16 protein-coding genes and 1 pseudogene are annotated in these 21,376 nt (G+C 70.1%); 14 read left to right on the top strand and 3 right to left on the bottom strand.

What is annotated here, in order from left to right; genetic code table 11:
* Nucleotides 1-2 precede the first annotated feature (2 nt).
* Both BZB76_RS23620 and BZB76_RS23615 read right to left on the bottom strand, forming a co-directional pair.
* The gene (locus BZB76_RS23620; RefSeq protein WP_121436590.1) at nucleotides 3-566 is read right to left on the bottom strand and encodes a DUF6542 domain-containing protein; all 564 of its coding nucleotides are present in this window, start codon (nucleotides 564-566) and stop codon (nucleotides 3-5) included.
* 80 nt (nucleotides 567-646) lie between these two features.
* Nucleotides 647-2,002, bottom strand: coding sequence for a DNA recombination protein RmuC (locus BZB76_RS23615; protein ID WP_121436589.1), 1,356 nt, complete (start codon nucleotides 2,000-2,002; stop codon nucleotides 647-649).
* 144 nt (nucleotides 2,003-2,146) lie between these two features.
* Here BZB76_RS23615 and ychF point away from each other — a divergent pair, with 144 nt between their 5' ends.
* Together ychF and BZB76_RS23605 are read left to right on the top strand one after the other, a co-directional pair.
* Nucleotides 2,147-3,238, top strand: a complete 1,092-nt coding sequence (gene ychF / locus BZB76_RS23610) for a redox-regulated ATPase YchF (RefSeq protein WP_121436588.1) — start codon at nucleotides 2,147-2,149, stop codon at nucleotides 3,236-3,238.
* A 231-nt stretch (nucleotides 3,239-3,469) separates the two neighbouring features.
* A complete protein-coding gene (locus tag BZB76_RS23605) occupies nucleotides 3,470-3,988 on the top strand; it encodes a TetR/AcrR family transcriptional regulator (RefSeq protein WP_121436587.1) in 519 nt (172 codons plus the stop codon).
* Between the two features lie 69 nt (nucleotides 3,989-4,057).
* Here the strand turns inward: BZB76_RS23605 and BZB76_RS23600 are convergent, their stop codons facing one another.
* On the bottom strand, nucleotides 4,058-5,257 hold the full coding sequence (locus BZB76_RS23600; RefSeq protein WP_211343149.1) for an FAD-dependent oxidoreductase: 1,200 nt from the start codon (nucleotides 5,255-5,257) through the stop codon (nucleotides 4,058-4,060).
* Nucleotides 5,258-5,899: 642 nt separating this feature from the next.
* On the opposite strand from BZB76_RS23600, the gene BZB76_RS23595 reads away from it, so the two are divergent.
* The 12 genes and pseudogenes from BZB76_RS23595 to typA all read left to right on the top strand — a co-directional run bounded on the left by BZB76_RS23595 (nucleotide 5,900) and on the right by typA (nucleotide 21,367).
* Nucleotides 5,900-6,937, top strand: coding sequence for a conjugal transfer protein (locus tag BZB76_RS23595; RefSeq protein ID WP_121436586.1), 1,038 nt, complete (start codon nucleotides 5,900-5,902; stop codon nucleotides 6,935-6,937).
* 63 nt (nucleotides 6,938-7,000) lie between these two features.
* A complete protein-coding gene (locus BZB76_RS23590; protein ID WP_121436585.1) occupies nucleotides 7,001-7,285 on the top strand; it encodes a hypothetical protein in 285 nt (94 codons plus the stop codon).
* 56 nt (nucleotides 7,286-7,341) lie between these two features.
* Nucleotides 7,342-7,635, top strand: a pseudogene (locus tag BZB76_RS36745) (conjugal transfer protein); the annotation flags it as partial.
* Between the two features lie 925 nt (nucleotides 7,636-8,560).
* The gene (locus BZB76_RS36005; RefSeq protein ID WP_246007142.1) at nucleotides 8,561-9,406 is read left to right on the top strand and encodes a hypothetical protein; all 846 of its coding nucleotides are present in this window, start codon (nucleotides 8,561-8,563) and stop codon (nucleotides 9,404-9,406) included.
* A 398-nt stretch (nucleotides 9,407-9,804) separates the two neighbouring features.
* Nucleotides 9,805-10,920 (top strand): MinD/ParA family ATP-binding protein, encoded by a 1,116-nt coding sequence (locus BZB76_RS36000; protein ID WP_246007141.1) that lies wholly within the window; start codon nucleotides 9,805-9,807, stop codon nucleotides 10,918-10,920.
* Between the two features lie 148 nt (nucleotides 10,921-11,068).
* Nucleotides 11,069-13,558, top strand: a complete 2,490-nt coding sequence (locus BZB76_RS23580; protein WP_420534810.1) for an ATP-binding protein — start codon at nucleotides 11,069-11,071, stop codon at nucleotides 13,556-13,558.
* Entirely contained in the window at nucleotides 13,555-16,035 is a 2,481-nt protein-coding gene (locus tag BZB76_RS36420) for a type IV secretion system protein (protein ID WP_121436582.1), read from the top strand. The genes BZB76_RS23580 and BZB76_RS36420 overlap by 4 nt, the downstream gene beginning before the upstream one ends.
* Before the next feature lie 9 nt (nucleotides 16,036-16,044).
* Nucleotides 16,045-16,686 carry a hypothetical protein gene (locus BZB76_RS23570; RefSeq protein ID WP_121436581.1) on the top strand — a complete coding sequence of 214 codons (642 nt, stop codon included), beginning with the start codon at nucleotides 16,045-16,047 and terminating at the stop codon, nucleotides 16,684-16,686.
* Entirely contained in the window at nucleotides 16,683-17,732 is a 1,050-nt protein-coding gene (locus BZB76_RS23565) for a C40 family peptidase (RefSeq protein ID WP_121436580.1), read from the top strand. The genes BZB76_RS23570 and BZB76_RS23565 overlap by 4 nt, the downstream gene beginning before the upstream one ends.
* A gap of 108 nt (nucleotides 17,733-17,840) precedes the next feature.
* Nucleotides 17,841-18,578 (top strand): Mut7-C RNAse domain-containing protein, encoded by a 738-nt coding sequence (locus BZB76_RS23560; RefSeq protein ID WP_281273899.1) that lies wholly within the window; start codon nucleotides 17,841-17,843, stop codon nucleotides 18,576-18,578.
* A 5-nt stretch (nucleotides 18,579-18,583) separates the two neighbouring features.
* Nucleotides 18,584-18,973 (top strand): (deoxy)nucleoside triphosphate pyrophosphohydrolase, encoded by a 390-nt coding sequence (locus BZB76_RS23555; RefSeq protein WP_420534809.1) that lies wholly within the window; start codon nucleotides 18,584-18,586, stop codon nucleotides 18,971-18,973.
* A 540-nt stretch (nucleotides 18,974-19,513) separates the two neighbouring features.
* On the top strand, nucleotides 19,514-21,367 hold the full coding sequence (typA, locus tag BZB76_RS23550) for a translational GTPase TypA (RefSeq protein ID WP_121436578.1): 1,854 nt from the start codon (nucleotides 19,514-19,516) through the stop codon (nucleotides 21,365-21,367).
* The last annotated feature ends 9 nt before the right edge of the window (nucleotides 21,368-21,376 follow it).

The raw sequence follows: 21,376 nt of genomic DNA, 5'->3' as shown, positions 1-21,376 counted from the left end.
CCTCAGTCGTTCTGGTGGGAGCGGCGCCGCGTCCGGGCGTGGGATCCGGTGGCCGACTTGGCGGGCGCCTCGTCCCACCGGACGGGGTTCTCGTTCTCCTCCTTCTCGAAGAGGCGAACCCCGGCGAGCTTGTCCCGTAGTTCCCGGATGTTCGTCCTCAGCCCGCGGGCCAGGCAGATGGCCACGACCAGCGCCGTGCCGAAGAACAGCCACGGCGCGGCGGACGCCAACGCGGTGAGCACGCCCACGGTGAGGCCGCGCAGCAGCGAACCGTGGCCGAGCGTCGTGACGAGGACGACCGTGAACGTGGCGCCGAAGAACACCACGGGCGGGCTCACGACGAGCGTGAGCAGGTCGGCGGGACGCGTCGCGAACGCGGCGAGCGCGCAGCCGATCGCGAAGCCCGCACCGGCGAGCAGCGGCACCCCGAACCAGCGCGACAGCAGCCCGCACACCACCCCGGCGCCGAACATGACGACGATGCCGCCGCGCCCGGTGAGGCTGGTCGCGCCGCTCGTGGAGGCCGCCGCCCGCGCCCGCGCGGAGGCGCCGCGTTCACGTGCCACCTGACCCCCTGGCGCCGACGACGCGCCGCCCGGCGTGTCGCGTACCGTCGAAGGACTCTTCGAAGAACTCGTCGTGGAACTCATCGCCACCCCTTCCGCCGGTCGTTCTGCTCAGGGATGGGCCGTCCGCCGAAACCTATCGCCTCGGCTCCCGAGCGCGGCCGAGGACGTTCCTCGCCGCCGGAGACGTCGTCGGGGAGTCGGTCGTCCGGAGGGGCGGAGAACGGTTCGTCGTGGGCGGTCAGTTCGGCGGCGGAGAGCGCGCGGGGGCTCTCCTCCACGGGGCCCGGCCCGTCCAGGCCTTCGTCGACCACGCCGAGTTCGTTCAACTTGCGCGCGCTGACCAGCACGCGGGTTTCGAGCGTGCCGACCGTCCGGTTGTAGGACTTGATGGCGCCGGTCAGCGCACGGCCCAGATCGTCCACATGGCGGCCCATCGTTCCCAGGCGCTCGTACAGTTCCTTGCCGAGATCGAAGACCGCGCGCGCGTTCCGTGACAGCGCGGCCTGCTGCCAGGCGTAGGACGCCGTCCGCAGCATCGAGATGAGCGTCGTCGGTGTGGCGATGTGCACGCGGCGGCGCATCGCGTACTCCAGCAGGCCCGGGTCGCGGTCGAGCGCGGGCGCGAGGAACGCCTCACCCGGGATGAACAGGACGACGAACTCCGGAGCGGGGCTGAACGCCTGCCAGTACGACTTCGCCGCCAGCCGGTCGACATGGTCGCGCAGATGCCGGGCGTGCGCGTCCAGTCGCACCGGATCGCCGCTCTCGGCGGCCTGCAGGTACGCGGCCAGCGAGACCTTGGAGTCGACGACGATGCTCTTGCCGCCCACCAGCCGTACCACCATGTCGGGCCGCACCCTCCCGTCGACGGTGACGGAGTCGGCCTGCTCGTCGAAGTCGCAGTGGTGCGTCATCCCGGCGAGTTCCACGACGCGGCGGAGTTGCAGTTCGCCCCAGCGTCCGCGGGCCTCCGGCCGTTGCAGGGCCCGGACGAGCGACTGTGTCTCGCGGCGCAGCTGGTCGGAACTCTGCCGGACGAAATCGACCTGTTTGGCCAGCATCGCGTGTGATTCGCGGCGTCCCGTCTCGACCTCGCGGAGCTGCTCCTCCACCTTGGCGAGGGTCTCCTTCAACGGCGCGACGAGATGCTCCACGGCCTGCTCCCGCCGCCGCAGCTCACCGGCCGCCTCGACGCCCGCGGCCTTCAGCCGCGCGTCCGCCAGTTCCAGGAACCGCTGGTTGCTGGCGTCCAGCGCCTTCGCCGACAGGTTCTCGAAATGCTCGGCCATCCGCTCCTCGGCGTAGGCGAGCTTCTCCTCGGCCGCCCTCGCCCGCGCGATCAGGGTGCCCTGCCGACCGGTCGCGAGCGCGTACCCGGCGACGACGCCGAACACGGCGCCGACGACGAGGCCGGTGAACAGCGCGAGGTCCATCCCTTCATCGTGACAGCGCGGCCGCGAACGACGACCGCGACGCGCCGGGAGGCCCTGCGTCCCCGGACATTCGGCCCGGCCCATGACTCACCGGGAGATCCGGACAGCCCAACGGGTCCTGCGTCGCCCATAAACTTGACGCCCGTGAGCCTCTCCATCGGAATCGTCGGGCTGCCCAACGTCGGCAAGTCCACCCTGTTCAACGCGCTGACCAAGAACGAGGCGCTGGCGGCCAACTACCCGTTCGCGACCATCGAGCCCAACGTCGGCGTGGTCGGGGTGCCCGATCCGCGCCTGGGCGTGCTGGCGGAGCTGTTCGGCTCGCAGAAGATCATCCCGGCGACGATGGAGTTCGTGGACATCGCGGGCATCGTCAAGGGTGCCTCCGAGGGGCAGGGCCTGGGCAACAAGTTCCTCGCCAACATCCGGGAGACCAACGCGATCTGCCAGGTCATCCGCGTGTTCGACGACCCGGACGTCACCCATGTGGACGGTGACGTCGTCCCGTCCCGCGATATCGAGACGATCAACACCGAGCTGATCCTCGCCGACCTCCAGACGATCGAGAAGGCGCTGCCGCGTCTCGACAAGGAGGCGCGCACCAAGAAGGACAAGGACAAGCTCGCGGTCGTCGACGCGGTCAACGCCGCGCAGAAGCTCCTGGACGACGGCGTCACGCTGTTCGCGGGCGCGTCCGCCGCCGGAATCGACCTGACGCTCCTGCGCGAACTGCACCTGCTCACCGCCAAGCCGTTCCTCTACGTCTTCAACCTGGACGAGAGCGAGCTGACCGACGAGGACCTGCGGGCGCGGCTGCGCGACCTGGTGGCCCCCGCGGAGGCGATCTTCCTTGACGCCAAGATCGAGGCGGAGCTGATCGAGCTGCCGGACGACGAGGCGCTCGAACTGCTGCAGGGCATGGGGCAGGAGGAGTCCGGCCTGTCGCAGCTCGTCCGGGTCGGGTTCGCCACCCTCGGCCTCCAGACGTACCTGACGGCGGGCCCCAAGGAGGCGCGGGCCTGGACGATCCGCAAGGGCGCCACCGCGCCGGAGGCCGCCGGGGTCATCCACACCGACTTCCAGCGCGGCTTCATCAAGGCCGAGGTCGTCTCGTTCGACGACCTCACCGCCGCGGGCTCCATGGCCGCCGCGCGCACCGCGGGCAAGGTCCGCATGGAGGGCAAGGAGTACGTCATGCAGGACGGCGACGTCGTGGAGTTCCGCTTCAACGTGTGACGGATGACCGCGGCGCCACCTCTCTTGATCCACCGCGCCCGACGGGAACGCGGTCATGCTGAGGTGTCGTGGGTTCTATTTGCGGTGGGTGCTTCCGTGAACTGGTGCGGGCGCTAACCGAAAGCGTGGTCCGCCGTGCGAATGGCGATACACTGAGCCGCAATGGCTCAGAACGCAATCGTCCGGTCGACGCCGGGCCGACCGCGCAGCGCAGAGGTTTCCCGGGAAATCATGCGATCTGCTCTCACTTTGCTGCGGGATCGGGGGCCGCAGGGCGTGACGGTGGAGGCGGTCTCCCAGCATTCTGGGTCCGCCAAGACCACCGTCTACCGGCGATACAAGGATCGCTACGAGTTGCTGCGGGCCTCCCTGTCATTCGTTGAGGACATTCCTGAGCCACCGGCCGGGCTGCCGATACGTGAGCGTCTCTCCTATTTGCTGGAACAGTTCAGGCATAACCTTGAAGAGGTCGTGGGCCTGCGTTCCCTGGCCGCGATGCTGTCCGGCGACGAGGACCCGGAATTCACCCGTGCCTTCCGCGAAAGTATTCTGCGCCCGCGCCTCGATGTCGTCATGGAGACGTTGCGGGACGGCGTCGCGAACGGTGAGCTGCGCTCCGACGCCGACTACGAGACGGTGGTGAGCATGATGGCGGGTTCGTTCATCGCTCGGTCCGCCCTGTACGGCAGCGCCCCCGCGGACTGGGCGGACGCCGTCCTCGACACGATCTGGCCCGCGATCCGAACCTGAACGCGATCGGCGGACGCGCTCGACGTCGGCTTCGTGCCGTAAGCGGGAGCGGGAGCCTTGGTCTTCGCTTCAGCGCACTTGTTCCGGACGCAGTCCCACGCCGATGAACTGGGCGGTCCAACGGTTCAGGAAGGGGAAACGGCGCACCAGCCGCGTGGCGAGCGGGCATTCCACCGTCGACCGGCGGTCCTTCGGGTACAGATCGGCCAGGATGTGCACCTGTGCCGCCTGTACGGCGCGTACCGGCAACTCACGTCGGCGCTGCACACGCGACAACTCGCGTGGAGACGGAGTCCGTCCGCTGCGCAGTACGGGTCCGAGCATGCGAGCGGCCGCGACCGCGTCCTGCACCGCCAGGTTGATACCAACACCACCGGCCGGGGACATGGCGTGCGCGGCGTCCCCGATGCACAGCAGCCCAGGCCGGTGCCAGGTCCGCAGCCGGTCGACCCGCACGGTCAGCGGGCTGACGTCGTCCCAGCCGGTGATCGCCCTGTCCAGTCGTTCCCCGAAGGCCTCGTGCACCGACCTGACGTCCTCCTTGAGCCTGCCGATGCCCTCGGCGCGCACTGCGTCGAACCCGCCCTGCGGAATGACATAGGCCATCTGCCAGTAGTCGCCGCGGTCGATCGTGATGAGGATGAAGCCGGAGCCGGTGTTCAGGAAGTTCAAGGTCTCGCCGGGCTCGCGGTCCAGCCGGAACCACAGCACGTCCATGGGCGCGGCGCTCACGGACACGGGCAGCGAGACGGCTTGCCGCATCGCCGAGTGCCGTCCGTCGGCGGCGATGACCAGTTCGCCACGCACCTCCAGAGGGCCGTCGGGGGTCTCGGCGCGCACACCGCGGACCTGGTCGCCCTCCCGAATGACGTCGATGGCCTCGGCGTTCCTGACCAGGTGGAATGAGGGCCACCGCCGCGCCTTCGACGCCAGGAAGTCGAGGACGTCCCACTGAGGCATGAAGGCGATGTAGGGATGACGACCACGCAATTTCGAGAAGTCGGCGAACGTGGTGGGCCCGGCGGGCGTCTGCAGCGTAATGGCGCTGACCTTGGTGTGTCGGATGCGCAGGAACTCATCGAGCCAGCCGAGTTCGTCGATGATCTGGAGGGTCGAGGGATGCACGGTGTCCCCCCGGAAGTCGCGCAGGAAGTCCGGATGCTTCTCGAGGACGACGACGTCCACACCCTGCCGGGCGAGCAGCAGACCCGCCACCATCCCGGCGGGACCGCCCCCGACGACGACGCAGCGGGTGGTCTGTGTTTTCACGTGAACTCCCCGACTGGACGGCCTTAGCAATACGCTACGAGGAGCGTATCGTATCGCGGAAGGGGGAGAGGTGGTGTCGTCAGGTGTCCATGGTGGCCTGTGGCTCGGCTTCCCATGCGCCTCGTTCGACGACCTCGCCGCCGGTCCCATGGTCCGGTCGTCCGGCGGGCTGCTTGTGAACAGGGACATGACCCGTGTGAGATTGGCAACAGAGGGGTCGAAGGGGCCTGCGATGCCCCTGAGCTGGGAGTTCTGTCAGCAGATGTCTCAAATCCGATACTTTGCCGGATTCTTTCGGGAACAGATTGCGGCCGATGACGTCACTTCGTCACCAAGCACCTCCCAGGTCGCGGCGCTTGTCCGGAACCGGGCTCCGCGCGCTGTTCGGAGCCTTAGATAGGGGAACGTCACCGTTTGGCAATCTTCCCTGTTCCTGCTGAGGTGGATTGCATTATCCACAACCGCGTGCCGGGGCTGTGCTTCGCCGGGATGCGCTGGAACAATTGACGCCCGTGGTTACCCTTGGCCCGGGGTGGGTTCAGAAAGGCCACTCGGGCAACACGCCCAGCCACACGGGACCAGCCCACAAGACCAGGCACACAGGACCGCGCCGACCGGGGGCGAGGCGCGAGCGGAGGCAGGATGGCTCGCAGGTCGGCCGTGGGACGCGGCCGTGACACCGCCGTCGTCGACGACACGGCACAGCCCGGCCGTGCGTTCGCACCGGCCGCCGATCCGTGGGGCCTGCCCGCGGGTGGCGCGCAGGGGCGCCGCGGCGGCGAGCGCGCGGGCGGCGGCGACGGCCCGCGCGGCGGTCGCTGGGGCGGTTCCGGCGGGCGCTGGTGGGTCTGGGCCGGACGCGCCGTCCTCTGGGCCCTGATCATCGTCATCCTTGTCAACGGCATCCGGGCACCGTTCGAACGCTTCACCGCCGAGGAAGAACCGGCCGACACGTCCACCGGCGCCAAACCCGCGCGCGGCACCGGCTTCCCCAGCAGCGCCGCGGGCGCCTTCGCGCTCCAGTTCGCCAACGTCTATCTCAACTACGACCAACGGAACGCACCGTCCCGCGAGACCCAGTTGCGGACCTTCCTGCCCGAGGGCGCCGACGCCCAGTTCGGCTGGAACGGTGCGGGACAGATGCAGGTGCAGTCCGTCCAGGTCGCCGGAGTGGACGCCCGCGACGCCAACAACGCGACCGTGACGCTGCTCGCCCGCACCGCCGACAGGTGGCTCCGCCTCGCCGTTCCCGTCTACGCGGACAAGAACGGCTCGCTGGTCGTGTCCGCCCGACCGGCCCTTCTGCCCCCGCCGACCAAGGCCCAGCTTCCCCAGAGCGGCCCCCCGGCCCGTGACGGCGGGCTCGAGAGCGAACTGCAGCCGTTCCTCGGCACCTTCTTCCAGGAGTACGCGACCGGCAACCAGGCGGCCCTGTCCCGGTTCTCCACCGGAACGGCCATCGCGGGCCTCGCCAACACCGTGACCTTCGTCCAGGTCAAGGAGGTCGTGGCACCGAAGGGACCTCCCGGCGAGCGCACCGTCACCGCCACGGTCGTGTGGCAGGTTCCCCAGGGCGGCGCCGCCGAACTGGAGCAGACCTACCAGATCGCCATGGTGAAGAAGGGCGCGACATGGCTGGTGCGCGACATTCGTGGCACCACGAGACCGGGCGCATCATGAGAGGCCACGAATTGACGAGACCAGTCCCCAGCCGATCAGCCGACCAAGGAAGGTAGTCAGTCGATGCTGCACCAGATCATGGCGTCGATTCCACACGAACTCCTGGCGGCGCCCGATGACGAACTTCAGACCGACCAGCTCGCCGACTGGTTGCGACAGATATTCGGCCCGCTCTTCCTCGTGATCGTCTCCATTGTGGCGATCTTCTTCCTGTTCACCCGGGAGATCACGCGTTTCGTCCAGTTCATCGTGCTGGCGATCGGGATCGGGGTGGTCTTCTACGTGCCCAACATCATCGAGACCACGGCCAAGGCGATAGCCAAAGCCCTCGGCGTGGACGTCTCCTGACCCGAACGGAGGATCGGCAGACGGACCCGTGCTCGCGCAGTTAGGGGAGTAGGGGCGTGGATCTACCCACGTACACGAATATCTGGCGCATCGAAAAACGCCTGTACAAGCTGTACGACCTGCGGCTGCCCATGCCGCTGCCGCTGGTGCAGATCGGTGTGTTCCTCGGCGTGTTCGTGCCCTGGATCGTCATGCTCCAGTTCGTCGGCGTCCCTTTCGAGTCGCCGTGGCACGTGCTGTACATCGTCCCGCCCGGTGTCCTGACGTGGCTGGCGACCCGTCCGGTCATCGAGGGCAAGCGCCTCACCGAACTGCTGATCTCGCAGACCCGCTACCTGGCCGAGCCCCGCACCTGGTGCCGCCTCACCCCGATTCGCGAACCCCGCGAGGTCATCATCGTGGCCCGCGTCTGGCGCCGTGCCGAGGCCCCCGCCCCCGTCGCCGCACCGGAACGCGCCGCGATCAAGTCCCACCGCAGGCGCGAGCGGCCCCCCGCCCAGCAGGAGGCGGCCCCGCAGACGGCCGTCCCCGTCCTCCTGCCCCGCCCGTCCGCCACCACCGCCCCACCACCCCTCCCCGAGTACGCGGCGCAGCAGGAGGCCGCCCCCCGCAAACCGTGGCGCCGCACCCACCGCGACATCTCCCACGAGGACGACGTCCAGCCCGCCGCCGCGCTCGGCCCGCCCCCGGCACCCCACCTGGACACCCCCTCACCCGCTCCGCCCTCGGGCAAGCGCGCCCTCGCGTCCGGCGTCCGCCGCCCCGGTTCCCAGCCCGAGGTCTGGGAGGCCGCCCCGACCACCCGCCCCGACATCCCCCAACAGCCCCCGACCGGCACCACGCCACCCCCCACGACCCGCCCCCGCCCCGCCGCCCGGAACGAGCAGCGCTGGTCGCCCGGCCAACCCCGACCGCAACACCCCGCCACGCCGCAGGGCCGGCGCGCCCCACTGGCTGCCCAACCCTCCCCGCAGGCTTTCAACGGCGAGGCCGGCGACAAGAAGGTCGCCGGACACCGCACCCCTCCGCCCACCCCGCAGGCGCCCGCAGGCGCACAGGGCCTGCCCGCACAGGCTCACCCTGCGAGCGCGCAGGGCTCAGCCGCCGAGGCTCGCTCCGCGGACGCGCAACGTTCACCCGGGTGGGCTCGTCCTGCGGTTCCGCAAGGTCGACCCGCTGAGGCTCGCCCTGCGTACGGGCGGGGTTCGCCCACGCAGGCTGGTTCTACGGGCGCACCGGGTTCACCCGCGCAGGCTCGTCCCACGGACGAGCAGGGTGCCTCCACCGAGCCTCGCCGCGCACAGGCGCAGGCCGCTGCCTCGGAGGCTCCTTCCGCTGAAGCTCAAGGTCTGCCTCCTGAGGCTCGGGCCGCAGGGTCCCGCCCTGAAGATGGACGGAATCTGGCTGCGCAGGCTCGCTCTGCGGATGCTCGAGGTGCGTCCGGCGAGGCTCGCTCCGAGGCGCAAGGTTCGTCCGGGGCTCGTCCTGCGGTTCCGCAAGGTCGGCCCGCAGAGGCTCGCCCTGCGGATGGGCAGGGTTCGTCTGCGCGGGCTGGTTCTGCGGGTGCGCAGGATTCCTCTGCGCAGGCTCGGTCTACGGATGCTCGAGGTGCGTCCGGCGAGGCTCGCTCCGAGGCGCAAGGTTCGTCCGGGGCTCGTCCTGCGGTTCCGCAAGGTCGGCCCGCAGAGGCTCGCCCTGCGGATGGGCAGGGTTCGTCTGCGCGGGCTGGTTCTGCGGGTGCGCAGGATTCCTCTGCGCAGGCTCGGTCTACGGATGCTCGAGGTGCGTCCGGCGAGGCTCGCTCCGACGGGCAAGGTTCGTCCGGGGCTCGTCCTGCGGTTCCGCAAGGTCGGCCCGCAGAGGTTCGCCCGGCGGATGGGCAGGGTTCGTCTGCGCGGGCTGGTTCTGCGGATGCTCGAAGTGCATTCGGCGAGGCTCGCTCCGACGGGCAAGGTTCGTCCGGGGCTCGTCCTGCGGTTCCGCAAGGTCGGCCCGCAGAGGCTCGTCCCACGGACGGGCAGGGTTCGTCTGCGCAGGCTCGTCGCGCGGAGGCGCAGGCCGGTGCCTCGGAGGCTCGTTCCGCGGAAGCGCAAGGTCTGCCTCCTGAGGCTCGGGCCGTAGACGCGCGGGGTGCCTCTCCGCAGGCTCGGTCTGCGGATGCTCGGGGTGCGTCCGCTGAGGGGCGTGCGGCGGAGGCGCAAGGTGCTTCCCCGCAGGGCCGCTCTAGGGATGCGCAGCGTCCGCCCGCGCGGGGGCGGAGCGTTGAGACTCGCCCTGCGGATGCGCAGGGGGCGGACGCGCGGGATCGTTCTACGGATGGGCGGGGTGTGCCTGCGCAGGCTGCTTCCGCGGGTGCCGAGGGTTCGGACGCGCAGGGCTCTGCTGCGGAGGCCCCGGTCGCGGATGGGCGGGGGGCCTCCGCTTGGGCTCGGGCTGTGGGGGCGCAAGGGGCGTCTGGGCAGAGTGGGGCGTCTGGGCGGGTGCCCGGGGCGTTCGGGGCGCGGGAAGGTGCCGCGGACGTGCCGGCTCGGATGGAGGCGCCTCGACCGTGGACGGAGGGGCTGTCCCAGCCGTCGCGTCCGGTCGTGCCGGAGGCGGTGCCCTCGCCCGAGCCGCAGGTGCCTTCGGTGCCGGAGCAGGCTCCGCCGCGTGAGGTTCGGTCGCAGCCGACGTCGCCCGTGCGGCCGCGGCCGTTGCCGCCGCCGCCGGCGCCGCCGCCGTCCGGGCCCGCGATCACGCCGCCCGATCCCGAGCATGAGGTCACCGGTGGAGGGTTGCGGCGCCTGTTCCATGCCGTCGGCGGTGGGCACGGCGATGTCGACGCCGAGTACGAGATGCGGCTCCAGCAGCCGTTCCACGGGACGCGTCATGTGGTGGTGCTCGGGTGCACCGGTGGGGCGGGGCAGACGGTGACCGCGTTGATGCTGGGGCACACGTTCGCGCAGCACAACGGGGAGCCGATCGTCGCCGTCGATGTGAACCCGGGGCCGGGGGCGCTGGCGCGGCGGACGCGTAGCGACACCAACGAGACGCTGACCGGGCTCATCACGCGGGCCGACCAGGTGAACAGCCTCACCGCGATGCGCCGGTACACCTCGCAGGCCAAGTCCGGGCTGGACGTGGTCGCGGCGGGGAAGAACCCGTTGCAGGCGTTGGACGACCGTGACTACGCGCTGGCGATCCGCACCATTGACCGGTTCTACTCGGTGACGTTGCTGGACGCCGCGGCGGCGGTCGTGGCGCGGGTGCTGCCGTACGCCGACCAGCTCGTGCTCGTCGCGCCGGCCAGCGCCGACGCGCCGCGCGCGGTGGCGATGACGTTCGAGTGGCTCGACGGTCACGGGTACGAGGAGCTGCGGTCCCGGGCGGTCACGGTCATCAATGGGGTGAGTCGCCGCAGTATGGACGACGTGGAGCAGGCCGAGGCCGTGGCGCGGGGGCGTTGCCGGGCCCTGGTGCGCATTCCGTGGGATGATCACCTGAGCATGGACCGCGCGCCGCGCAACGAGCTGAAGTCGTTGCGCACGCCGACGCGGCGTGCCTATCTTGCCCTCGCCGGCGTGGTCGCCGGCGGCTTCACCGTCATGCCCGAGCGTTACCAGGAGTTCCAGCACGAGCAGGAGGCCACCCGATGAGCGCCCCTCGCGGGCATCGAGCGGACACCGTCATCAGCCTTGCGGGAACGCCTGACGTTGATGACCGTCCGGACGGAGAACACTTGCCCGCACGGCGCTTGGCGGACGCCGCCGCACCGGGACAATGGACCGGGGCGAGGAGGCGCGCATGACCAAGTCGAGCCGGCTGGCCGTGCGGTACTTCGACGACCGCGTCCTCCTCACCGACTCCGCCGCGTGGGCGTACTTCCGGCTGCCCACGGTCTCGTACGAGTTCACGACCGACGAGGAGCGCGAGGCGCTCGCCACCAACATCACCATCGCGCTCGCGGGCATCCGCATGCAGGACGCCGAGGTGCACCTGCGGATCGCGCACCGCACCTACCCGGCCGCGGAGTGGGCGCTGGCGCTCGACCGCACGTCCGACGACGGGGCCGGGTGGCGGCAGTACCTGGAGGAGACCTACGCGCACGTGTGGGCCAAGGACTTCTGGACGAAAGAGGTCTACCTCGGTGTCCGGCTCGGCCCGCGCGGGATGGGCGCGCACCTGTCCGGTGGTGTGCTGTCGCAGCTCCTGGGGTTGTACAAGCGAAGCGAGAAGGTCCTCGGCGTCGACGACGACGCGATCGACAAGAAGGAGATCGCGCGCTGGACGGAGCAGGCCGAACGCATCGGCCGCGCGCTCGGCGGCTCGGCCCTGTACGCCAGGCACGCCACGTCGACGGAGGTCGCGTGGCTGTTCCAGCACGCGGTGTCGGGGGCGCTGGCCGATCCGCCGCCGTCCGCCGTGTCGCGCAGGACGTGGGGCAAGGGCGAGATCGAGTCGCTCGTGGAGGGCGCCATCCACAACGGCCGGTCGTATCTGCGCATCGAGCAGCCGAACTTCACGGGCGCGGGCGGCGGCGCGACCGCCGAGTCCCATGTCGCTTACCTGTCGTTCGCGCGGTTCCCCGACCTGATGCCGTTCCCGGACGGCGAACCGTGGTTCCACTACGCCGACGCGCTCCCGTTCCCGGTGGAGATCAGCGCGCGGATGAAGTTGATCCCGCCCGCGAAGGCGTCCAAGGACGTCTCCCGGAAGCTCGCGCACGCCCGTGACATGGACCAGCACATCCGGGAGGCGGGCGCGGAGGCGCCGATCGCGCTCGCGGAGCAGATCGACGCGGCGCGGATGCTGGAGCACGGCATCACCAAGGAACGGCTCCCGTTCGTGTACGGGTGGCATCGGCTGATCGTGTCCGCGACGACGGAGGAACTCCTCGCGCAGCGGGTGGACGCGGTCGTCGAGCACTACCGCGACATCGGCATCGACGTCGTCAACTCGACCGGCGACCAGTTCTCCCTGTTCCTGGAGTCGCTGCCCGGCGACCAGATCAGGTTGAACGCGTACGCGCAGCGCCAGCCGCTGCGGACGATCGCGGGCGGTATGCCGGTCGCGACGGTCGACCTCGGCGACCGGACCGACGAGCACGATGAGGGCTGGATCGGCCCCTACATCGGGGAGACCCTCGGCCGGGCCCGGTCGATCGTGCACTTCGACCCGCTGGTCGCGGCGGCGCGGAACCGTCCGACCGCCGTGGCGATCACCGGTGAGCCCGGGGGCGGCAAGACGACGCTGGCGCTGCTGCTGATCTACCAGATGGCGCTGCGCGGCGTGACCATCGCCGCGATCGACCCGAAGGGCGACGCCGAGTCGCTGGTGGAGCTGCTGAAGGCGCGGGGCAGGAAGGCGCGGATCCTGCCGCTCGGGTCGGCGGCGCCGGGGCTGCTCGACCCGTTCTCGTTCGGCGACGACCTCGCCACGATGAAGACGATGGCGACGGAGACGCTGCGGCTGCTGCTGCCGAGGATGTCGGAGGAACGCGAGTCCGCGATGATCCAGGCGGTCGGCGCGGTCGCCAACGCGGAGCGGCCGTCGCTCGGCCGGGTCGTCGACTATCTCGAGGGCGCGGACGACCCGGCGTCCAAGAACCTCGGCGCGGTGCTGCGGTCGATGTCGGAGATGCGGCTCGCGCGGCTGTGCTTCGACCCGTCCGGCGGCGACCGCATCGACACCGCGGGCTGGACGACGGTGTTCACGCTCGGCGGCCTCACCCTGCCGGACGTCGCGATCCCGCGGGACGACTACTCCTACGAGCAGCGGCTGTCGGTGGCGCTGATGTATCTGGTGTCGCAGTTCGCGCGGCGGCTGATGCACGGCCTCGACCGGCGGATGCCGAAGGCCATCTTCCTGGACGAGGCATGGGCCATCACGTCGACTCCCGAGGGCGCGAAGCTCGTGCCGGAGGTGTCGCGGATGGGCCGCTCGCGCAACACCGCGTTGATCCTGGTGTCGCAGAACGCCGGTGACCTGCTGAACGAGCAGGTCACCAACTGCCTGTCGTCGGTGTTCTCGTTCCGTTCCACCGAACGGAACGAGGTCGGCAACGTCATGGCGCTTCTCGGGGTGGAGGCGTCCGAGGAGCACAAGGCCGTGCTCCGCAACCTCGGCAACGGCGAATGCATCTTCCGTGACCTCGACGGCCGTGCGGGACGTATCGGCGTCGACCTGATCTCCGAGGAACTGCAGCGTTGGCTGGACACCAACCCGACCCGGTCACGGCCGGGCGCATCCGAACTCACCACCGCGGGGGCCGAGGTCGAGGAGGTTCATCGATGAGGGGTCCCCGCGACCCGATGGCGCGCCTGCAGCGCGCGCCCGGCGCCGGAATCGACCGCGCCGCGCTCGAACGTCCCGGCCGGCTGCGTCGTGGACGGCGCCGCAGGCACCCGCGCACCCGCCGCTCGGTGCTGCTGCTGGTCGTCCTGGCCCTGTTCATGGTCGGGCCGCTGGCGCCCGCGTCCGCGGCGATTCCCAAGCCGCCGACCCCGAACGACGCGTGCTCCCCGGCGGAGAATCCGGCACCGGAGCAGTACGGGTCCGGAACGGACGGCATGATCAAGCCGCCGGACTATCCGAGCGAGAAGCTCAAGGACACGCCGGTCGAGAACCTGACCTACTACGACCGGTTCGGCACGGCCGGGCAGTACTGGTACGCGGTCGACATGGGCTGCTCGGACGCGATGGCGCTGATGGGCAACGGGCTCGCCAACACGGTGTTCACGTTCGTCCGGGCCATCGACCGGACCACGATCAGCGTCTACCAGGCGGCGGCGTCGGAGTCGCTGCTCGGCTGGCTGAAGGACACCGTCGACGGTGTGATCACCGACATCGGCAAGACGTTCAACGCGCGTTACTGGTCGTGGGTGGTCATTCTCGGCGCGATGTGGCTGGCCTGGTGGGGGCTCGTCCGCAAACGGGCCAGCAAGGTCACCGAGGGCGTGCTGTGGATGGTCGTCGCGATGGTCGCGCTGGTCTGGCTGATCGCGCGGCCCTCCGACTTCACGGCGCTCGGCACGAAGACGTCGGAGGCGACGAGCGCGGCGTTCAACGCGGCGTTGCCGCAGAGCGACACCAGGGGTGGGGTGTGCATACCGGCGCCCGGCGGCAGGGCAGATCCGGCGTCGGCGCAGAACCTGGACGAGACGACCCGTAACGCGAACCGGCTGTGGGTGGCGCTGGTCTGCAAGCCGTGGTTGCAGGGGGTGTTCGGCACCACCGACCCCAACGCCAAGATCGTCAAGGACAACGCCGACAAGCTGCTGTGGGCGCAGGCGGTCGACCTGCCCGAGACGTACGGGGACGACAACAAGGCCGACCTCGGCAAGAAGGCCGACGCCTACAAGGACGTCGCCAAGAACATCCAGGACCAACATCCCGGGACATATCCGCTCTTCCAGGGCAAGAACTGGGAGAACCGCCTCGGGGTAGCGTTCGGCGGCCTGCTCGCGGCGGTCGTCGCGGGCGTGTTGATCATGGTGATCGCGATCGCGCTGATCGTGGTGAAGATCGCGTTCCTGTTGCTGCTGGTGGCGGGGCCGATCTTCCTGGGCATCGGCATCCATCCGGGCATCGGGCGGGTGATCGCCATGCGCTGGCTGGAACTGCTGCTGTCCATGCTGCTCAAACAGGCCGCGCTGATCGGTGTGCTGTCGCTGCTGCTGTGGGCGTACGGGCTGATCCTCGGCGAGACGCTGCCGTGGGGTTTGCAGATCCTGCTCATCGCGCTGGTGACCGGCGCGGCGTTCGTGTACCGCAGGCCGTTCCAGCATCTGTTCTCCGCGGTCGGCTACGGCGTGGTCGGAGCGAAGGAGAAGAGCGAGGCGCAGCTCAACCGGTCCGTCTCCGAGGCGCGCCGCAGTTCAATAGCGGCCGTCGCGCCGTTCGGGGCGGGCGCGGGGCTCGCGCGCCTGGCCAAGCGGGACGCGACGTCCGAGGCCGTCACCACGGGCGGGCAGCGCGACACCTCGGCCGCCGCCGCGGCGGGCGACCGTCGTGGTGCCGGGGTGGGCGAGGGCCCGTCGCCGGAGGACGCCCCGGTGCTGGCGGCGCGGCCCCGCGCGGCCGGTGCCGCGCAGCAGTCGCGTTCCCGCCGGAGTGCTCCACCGCTGAACCTGCCGTCCCGCGCGGGCGCGCTCGGCGACCGCCGCGCGGACGGCGAACCCGCCGAGCCCGTCGGCGGCGTCGTGGTCGCCGGGGGCAAGTCCTCCGGTGCCGGTTCGGGCAAGGGGGCCACCCGCCCGCCGTCCTGGACGGGACGCGGCGGCGGAGGCGGAGGCGGCAACGGCGGTTCCGGCGGCGGCCGGCCGGGCGGAGGCGGCGGCAACGGCGCCTCGGGCGGCGCGGGCGGAGCGTCGGGCGGCTCGGGTGGCGGTAACGGCGGCGTGTCCGGCGGGAACGTCCGCGGTGGCGGCGGCTGGTTCGGCGGCGGTCGTCCACCGGGCGCGGCGGATCGCGGCCGTGGTCGCGGCGCCGGCTCGGGCGGCGGAACCGGTGGCGGCTCGGGCGGATCCGGTGGGTCCGGTGGGCGTTCGGGCGGGGTCTCGGGCGGTGGCCGTGCCGCCGAACCCAGGTCGGACGTGCCCAGGCCGCGCAACACCTCGGGCGCGGCGCCGTCCCGGTCCCAGCCGGGAGGTGGGCAGAAGCCCCCGCCGCTGTGGGGCAAATCCGGCTCGCAGGAGAGCCCGCCGCTGCCGTTCTGGCTGCGTCCCGTCGAGCGCGACCGCCCGTCGGGTGAGTCGGGACGAGACGACTGAGCCGACGAGATGAACCTGAACGACCGGCAGCGCAGGCTCCTGTTCGCGGGGCTCGTGGTGTTCCTCGCCGCCGCGGGCCTGTATCTGAGCCTGGCCTCACCCGGCGACGAGGAACCGGACCGTCCGGCGGCCCGGCCGAGCACGTCGGCCCCGCCGGGCCCGACCGGTCCGGCGTCCCCGCCGCCGGGAATCCGGACCCCGGTCAACCCGAACGACTTCGACATCTACCGCCTGTTGCCGTTCACGCGGGCGGAGTTCGCCAACGCGGCGGATCTGGCGCAACGGTTCGTCGCCGCCTACGGGACGTACCGTTTCGACGAGCCGCCGGAGGTGTACGCGCAGCGGCTGTCGGGGCTCGTCACCGACGAGTTGCGGACGGAGCTGGCGCGGGCCGCGACCACCCCGGGCCTGCTGGAGGAGCGGCGCAAGAGCCAGGTCGTCGCGCAGGGCTCGGCGACGCTCGACCAGGTCCGCACCATCGAGAACAACTCGATCATCTTCCTGGTCACCGGCATCCAGCAGGTCTCGTCGGGCGACACCGACAGCAACGATCGGCAGCGGTACGCGGTGACCGTGGTGAGGGAGGGCGGTTCACTGCGGATCTACTCGTTCGAACCGGCGGACGCGGGACAGGCGGGTGACACGGGATGAATCGTCGTGTGCTGCTCTTCGGGGCGCTCGGCGTCGGTGTGACGCTGTTCGCCGGGCTGCTGATCGTCCCGGTCATGTTCGGGGCCAGCCGGTTCATGTTCGGCGGCGGCGTCGCGGGCGGCAACTGCGTGAACGTCGCCCAGGCGGGCGCGCAGCCCGCGGCGGCGACGGACGCGAGGGCCATTCCCGCGAACTACCTGGACCTGTACAAGGACGCGGGCGAGAAGTTCGGCATCCCGTGGAACGTCCTGGCCGGGATCGGCAAGGTGGAGACGAACCACGGCACGTCGACCCTGCCCGGCGTCCGGAGCGGGGAGAACTACGCGGGCGCGGGCGGCCCGATGCAGTTCCTGGCCGCGACGTGGAAGGCGTTCGCGGTCGACGGGAACAAGGACGGCCGCAAGGACCGCTACGACCCGGTGGACGCGATCCCGTCCGCCGCCGCGTACCTCAAGCACAACGGCGCCCCCCGCCGTATGCGTACCGCGATCTTCCAGTACAACCACTCGTGGGACTACGTGAACCTCGTCCTGGACTGGGCGAAACGCTATGTCGGCGGTGACTTCGAGGTCGTCCAGTCGAACGGGGTCGAGTGCGAGGACAGCGACCTGCCGGTGAACGCCTCCGCCCTCGTCCAGCGGATCATCGCGTTCGCGATGGCGCAGCGCGGCAAGCCGTACGTGTTCGGCGCCAACGGGCCGGACGCCTGGGACTGCTCCAGCCTCATCCAGGCCGCGTACCGGACGGTCGGCCTGAACATCCCCCGCACGACCTTCCAGCAGTGGCCGTTCGGCAAGAAGATCAAGAAGGGGGAGGAACAGCCCGGTGACCTGGTGTTCTTCGACTCGGGCCCGGGAACCTCGGCAAACAATCCCGGGCATGTCGGAATGGTGATCTCCGACGGGAAGATGATCGTGGCGAGCTGCTCGACCTGCGTTCCCGCGATCGGCGTGAAACCGTACAAGCGGTCCGACTGGGTGGGGGTGACGCGTCCGCTCGCGCGTCCCGACCTGCGCAAGAAGGCCGGTGAGCTGGCCGCCGGGTGACGCTCACCGCACCCGGCGCCTGCCGACGACCAGCAGGATCTCGCGCAGCGCGTCCTGACGACCGAAAACCTCAGGAGAACCGGAGCGACGGCATGGCATGCTGATCACGTGGAGCATGAGATAGCCATCCGCGTCGCCGACGAGCTGATGATGTTCCTGCCCGCGTCGCGGCGGGAGCCGGTGACCAGCGTCCCCTGGGACGGCACCTCCACGCTCGGGCACCTCGTGGAGTCGCTGGGCGTCCCGCTGCCCGAGGTCGGGACGATGGTCGTCCACGGGACGCCGGTCGGCCCGTCGACCCGACCGGACGTGGGCGACGAGGTGGACGTGTCGGCCGTGCTCCGCCCCCAGCCGGTCCCGCTGGAGCCGGACCAGGTCGCGCCCCGGTTCCTCCTCGACGTCCATCTCGGCACCCTCGCCCGCCGGATGCGCCTCCTCGGCCTCGACACCGCCTACCACAACGACATGGACGATCCGGAGCTGGTCGTCCAGGCCAACCGGGAACGCCGCGTCCTGCTCACCCAGGACCGCGGCCTGCTTCGCCGCCGCGCGCTGTGGTTCGGCGCCTACGTCCGCGGTTCCCGCCCTGACGACCAGCTCCGCGACGTCCTCGACCGCTTCGCGCCCGTCCTGACCCCGTGGACGCGCTGCACCGCCTGCAACGGCGAACTCGCCCCGGTCGACAAAGAGGAGATCGAACGCGACCTCGAGGCGGGGACGCGCCGTAGCTACGACGTCTACGGCCGCTGCGCGGACTGTGGAAGGATCTACTGGCGTGGCGCCCACAGCGACCACCTGGAACGGATCGTCCAGGAAGCCCGAGCCCACAGCGACGCCAGGAGCTGAAAGCCTTGATCACAGTCGTGGCCGCGGCGATCTTCTCGAACGGACGACTGCTGAGCGCCCAACGTGCCGAGCCGCCGCACATGGCCGGCGGCTGGGAACTACCAGGCGGAAAGGTCGACCCGGGCGAGTCCGACGAGGACGCCCTGGTCCGCGAATGCCATGAGGAACTGGCCATCAAGATAGGTCTGGGCCCCAGGATCGGCGGCGACTGGCACCTGAGCGAACGAGCCCTCCTCCGCGTATGGACGGCCCACATCATCGAGGGCGAGCCCCAGGCCCTGGAACACCTGGCCCTCCGCTGGCTCACCAGGGAAAACCTCTACGACGTCGACTGGCTCCCCGGTGACCGCCCTGTGATCGACGCCATCACCGCCCAAAATCTTCTTACAGAGTGACGAACCTCTCTCTCACAAGCCCCGAAACTCCGCCACCCCGGACCACCCCACCCCGGCCCGCACCGCAACCCCCCAACAACCTCCAGGTTTGCGATCGCGTCCGAAGGCAGGTTCGAGCGAAGCAAGAACCTGATCGCGCAGCGAGCCCCTGGGCGAGCCGGAGCGATGCCAGCGATCGCCCGCGGTGCACGACGATGGAGGGCCGCCAGGCCCGAAGGAGGAGTGCACTGCAATAAACACAGGAGCGATCGCGCGTACTTCTCAGTGACGAACGTCTCAAACCGCCACCGTCACCCCCCGCACGAGACCACCCCGAGCCCGCACCGCAACCCCCCAACGACCTCCAGGTTTGCGATCGCGTCCGAAGGCAGGTTCGAGCGAAGCAAGAACCTGATCGCGCAGCGAGCCCCTGGGCGAGCCGGAGCGATGCCAGCGATCGCATCGTGTTTCTCGACGATGGAGGCCCGCCAGGGCCGAAGGAGGAGAGAAATACAAATAAACTGAGCTTGATTCCTGAACTCTCACGCAAGGCGAACCCGCATGCCCATCTCCACGCGCGACGACCTCCGGAACGTCGCGATCGTCGCTCACGTCGATCACGGGAAGACGACGTTGGTCGACGCCATGCTCTGGCAGTCCGGGGCCTTCCGCGAGAACCAGGACGTCGACGACCGGGTCCTCGACTCCAACGATCTGGAACGCGAGAAGGGGATCACCATTCTCGCGAAGAACACCGCGGTCCGGCACGGCGGGATGACGATCAACATCATCGACACGCCGGGGCACGCGGACTTCGGTGGTGAGGTCGAGCGCGGGCTGTCCATGGTGGACGGTGTCGTGCTGCTGGTGGACGCGAGCGAGGGCCCGCTCCCGCAGACCCGGTTCGTGTTGCGCAAGGCGCTCGCCGCGCGGTTGCCGGTGATCCTGGTGGTGAACAAGACCGACCGTCCCGACGCCCGTATCGACGAGGTCGTGGACGAGACGTACGAGCTGTTCATGGACCTGGACGCCGACGAGGACCAGATCGACTTCCCGATCGTGTACGCGTCGGGGCGGGCGGGGCGTGCCTCGCTGGACAAGCCCGCGGACGGTGAGATGCCGGGCAGCCCCGATCTGGAGCCGCTGTTCACGGTGATCACCGAGACGATTCCGGCGCCGTCCTTCGACCCGGACGCGCCGCTTCAGGCGCATGTGACGAACCTGGACGCCTCCAGCTATCTCGGCCGGATCGCGCTGTGCCGCGTCCATGCCGGAACGATCAAAAAGGGGCAGCCGGTCGCCTGGTGTCGCCATGACGGCAGCGTCGAACGGGTGAAGATCACCGAGCTGTTGATGACGGAGGCGCTGACCCGCAAGCCGGCGGAGGCGGCGGGGCCGGGCGACATCATCGCGATCGCCGGTATCCCCGACATCATGATCGGTGACACGATCGCCGATCCGGAGGATCCGCGTCCGCTGCCGTTGATCACCGTGGACGAGCCCGCGATCTCGATGACGGTCGGCACCAACACCGGGCCGATGGCGGGCCGGGAGAAGGGCACGAAGGTCACGGCCCGGATGGTGAAGGACCGGCTCGACCGGGAACTGGTCGGCAATGTGTCGATCAAGGTGCTGCCGACGGAGCGGCCGGACGCGTGGGAGGTGCAGGGCCGCGGTGAGCTGGCCCTGGCGATCCTGGTGGAGAACATGCGCCGCGAGGGTTACGAGCTGACCGTCGGGAAGCCGCAGGTCGTCGTCAGGACCATCGACGGGAAGAAGCACGAGCCGGTCGAGCGGCTCACCGTCGACATCCCCGAGGAGCATCTCGGCGCGGTCACGCAGCTGATGGCGGTCCGCAAGGGCCGGATGGAACAGATGATCAACCACGGGACGGGTTGGGTCCGGATGGAGTTCCTGGTCCCGGCGCGCGGCCTCATCGGGTTCCGCACCGAGTTCATGACGGAGACCCGCGGCACCGGCATGGCGCACCATGTGTTCGAGGGTTACGAGCCGTGGTTCGGTGACCTGCGGACGCGTCCGACCGGGTCGCTGGTCGCCGACCGGCAGGGCGCCGCCACCGCCTACGCGATCATGAACCTGCAGGAGCGTGGCACGTTCTTCGTCGGGCCGACCACCGAGGTGTACGAGGGCATGATCGTCGGGGAGAACTCGCGTTCCGACGACATGGACGTCAACATCACCAAAGAAAAGAAGCTCACGAACATGCGTTCGTCCACGGGTGACGAGTTGGAGCGGCTGACCCCGCCCCGGCAGCTGTCCCTGGAGGAGGCGTTGGAGTTCTGCCGCGAGGACGAGTGCGTCGAGGTCACGCCGAGCGCCGTCCGCATCCGCAAGGTGGTCCTGGACGCCAAGGAACGCGAACGCATGCGCGCCCGCTCCAAGCGAGCAGGCTGAATCTTCAAG

Source organism: Actinomadura pelletieri DSM 43383 (genome assembly GCF_003634705.1).
Lineage (GTDB): Bacteria > Actinomycetota > Actinomycetes > Streptosporangiales > Streptosporangiaceae > Spirillospora > Spirillospora pelletieri.
The sequence above is the reverse complement of the archived record's forward strand: the minus strand, read 5'-3'. Positions and strand labels throughout refer to the sequence as shown.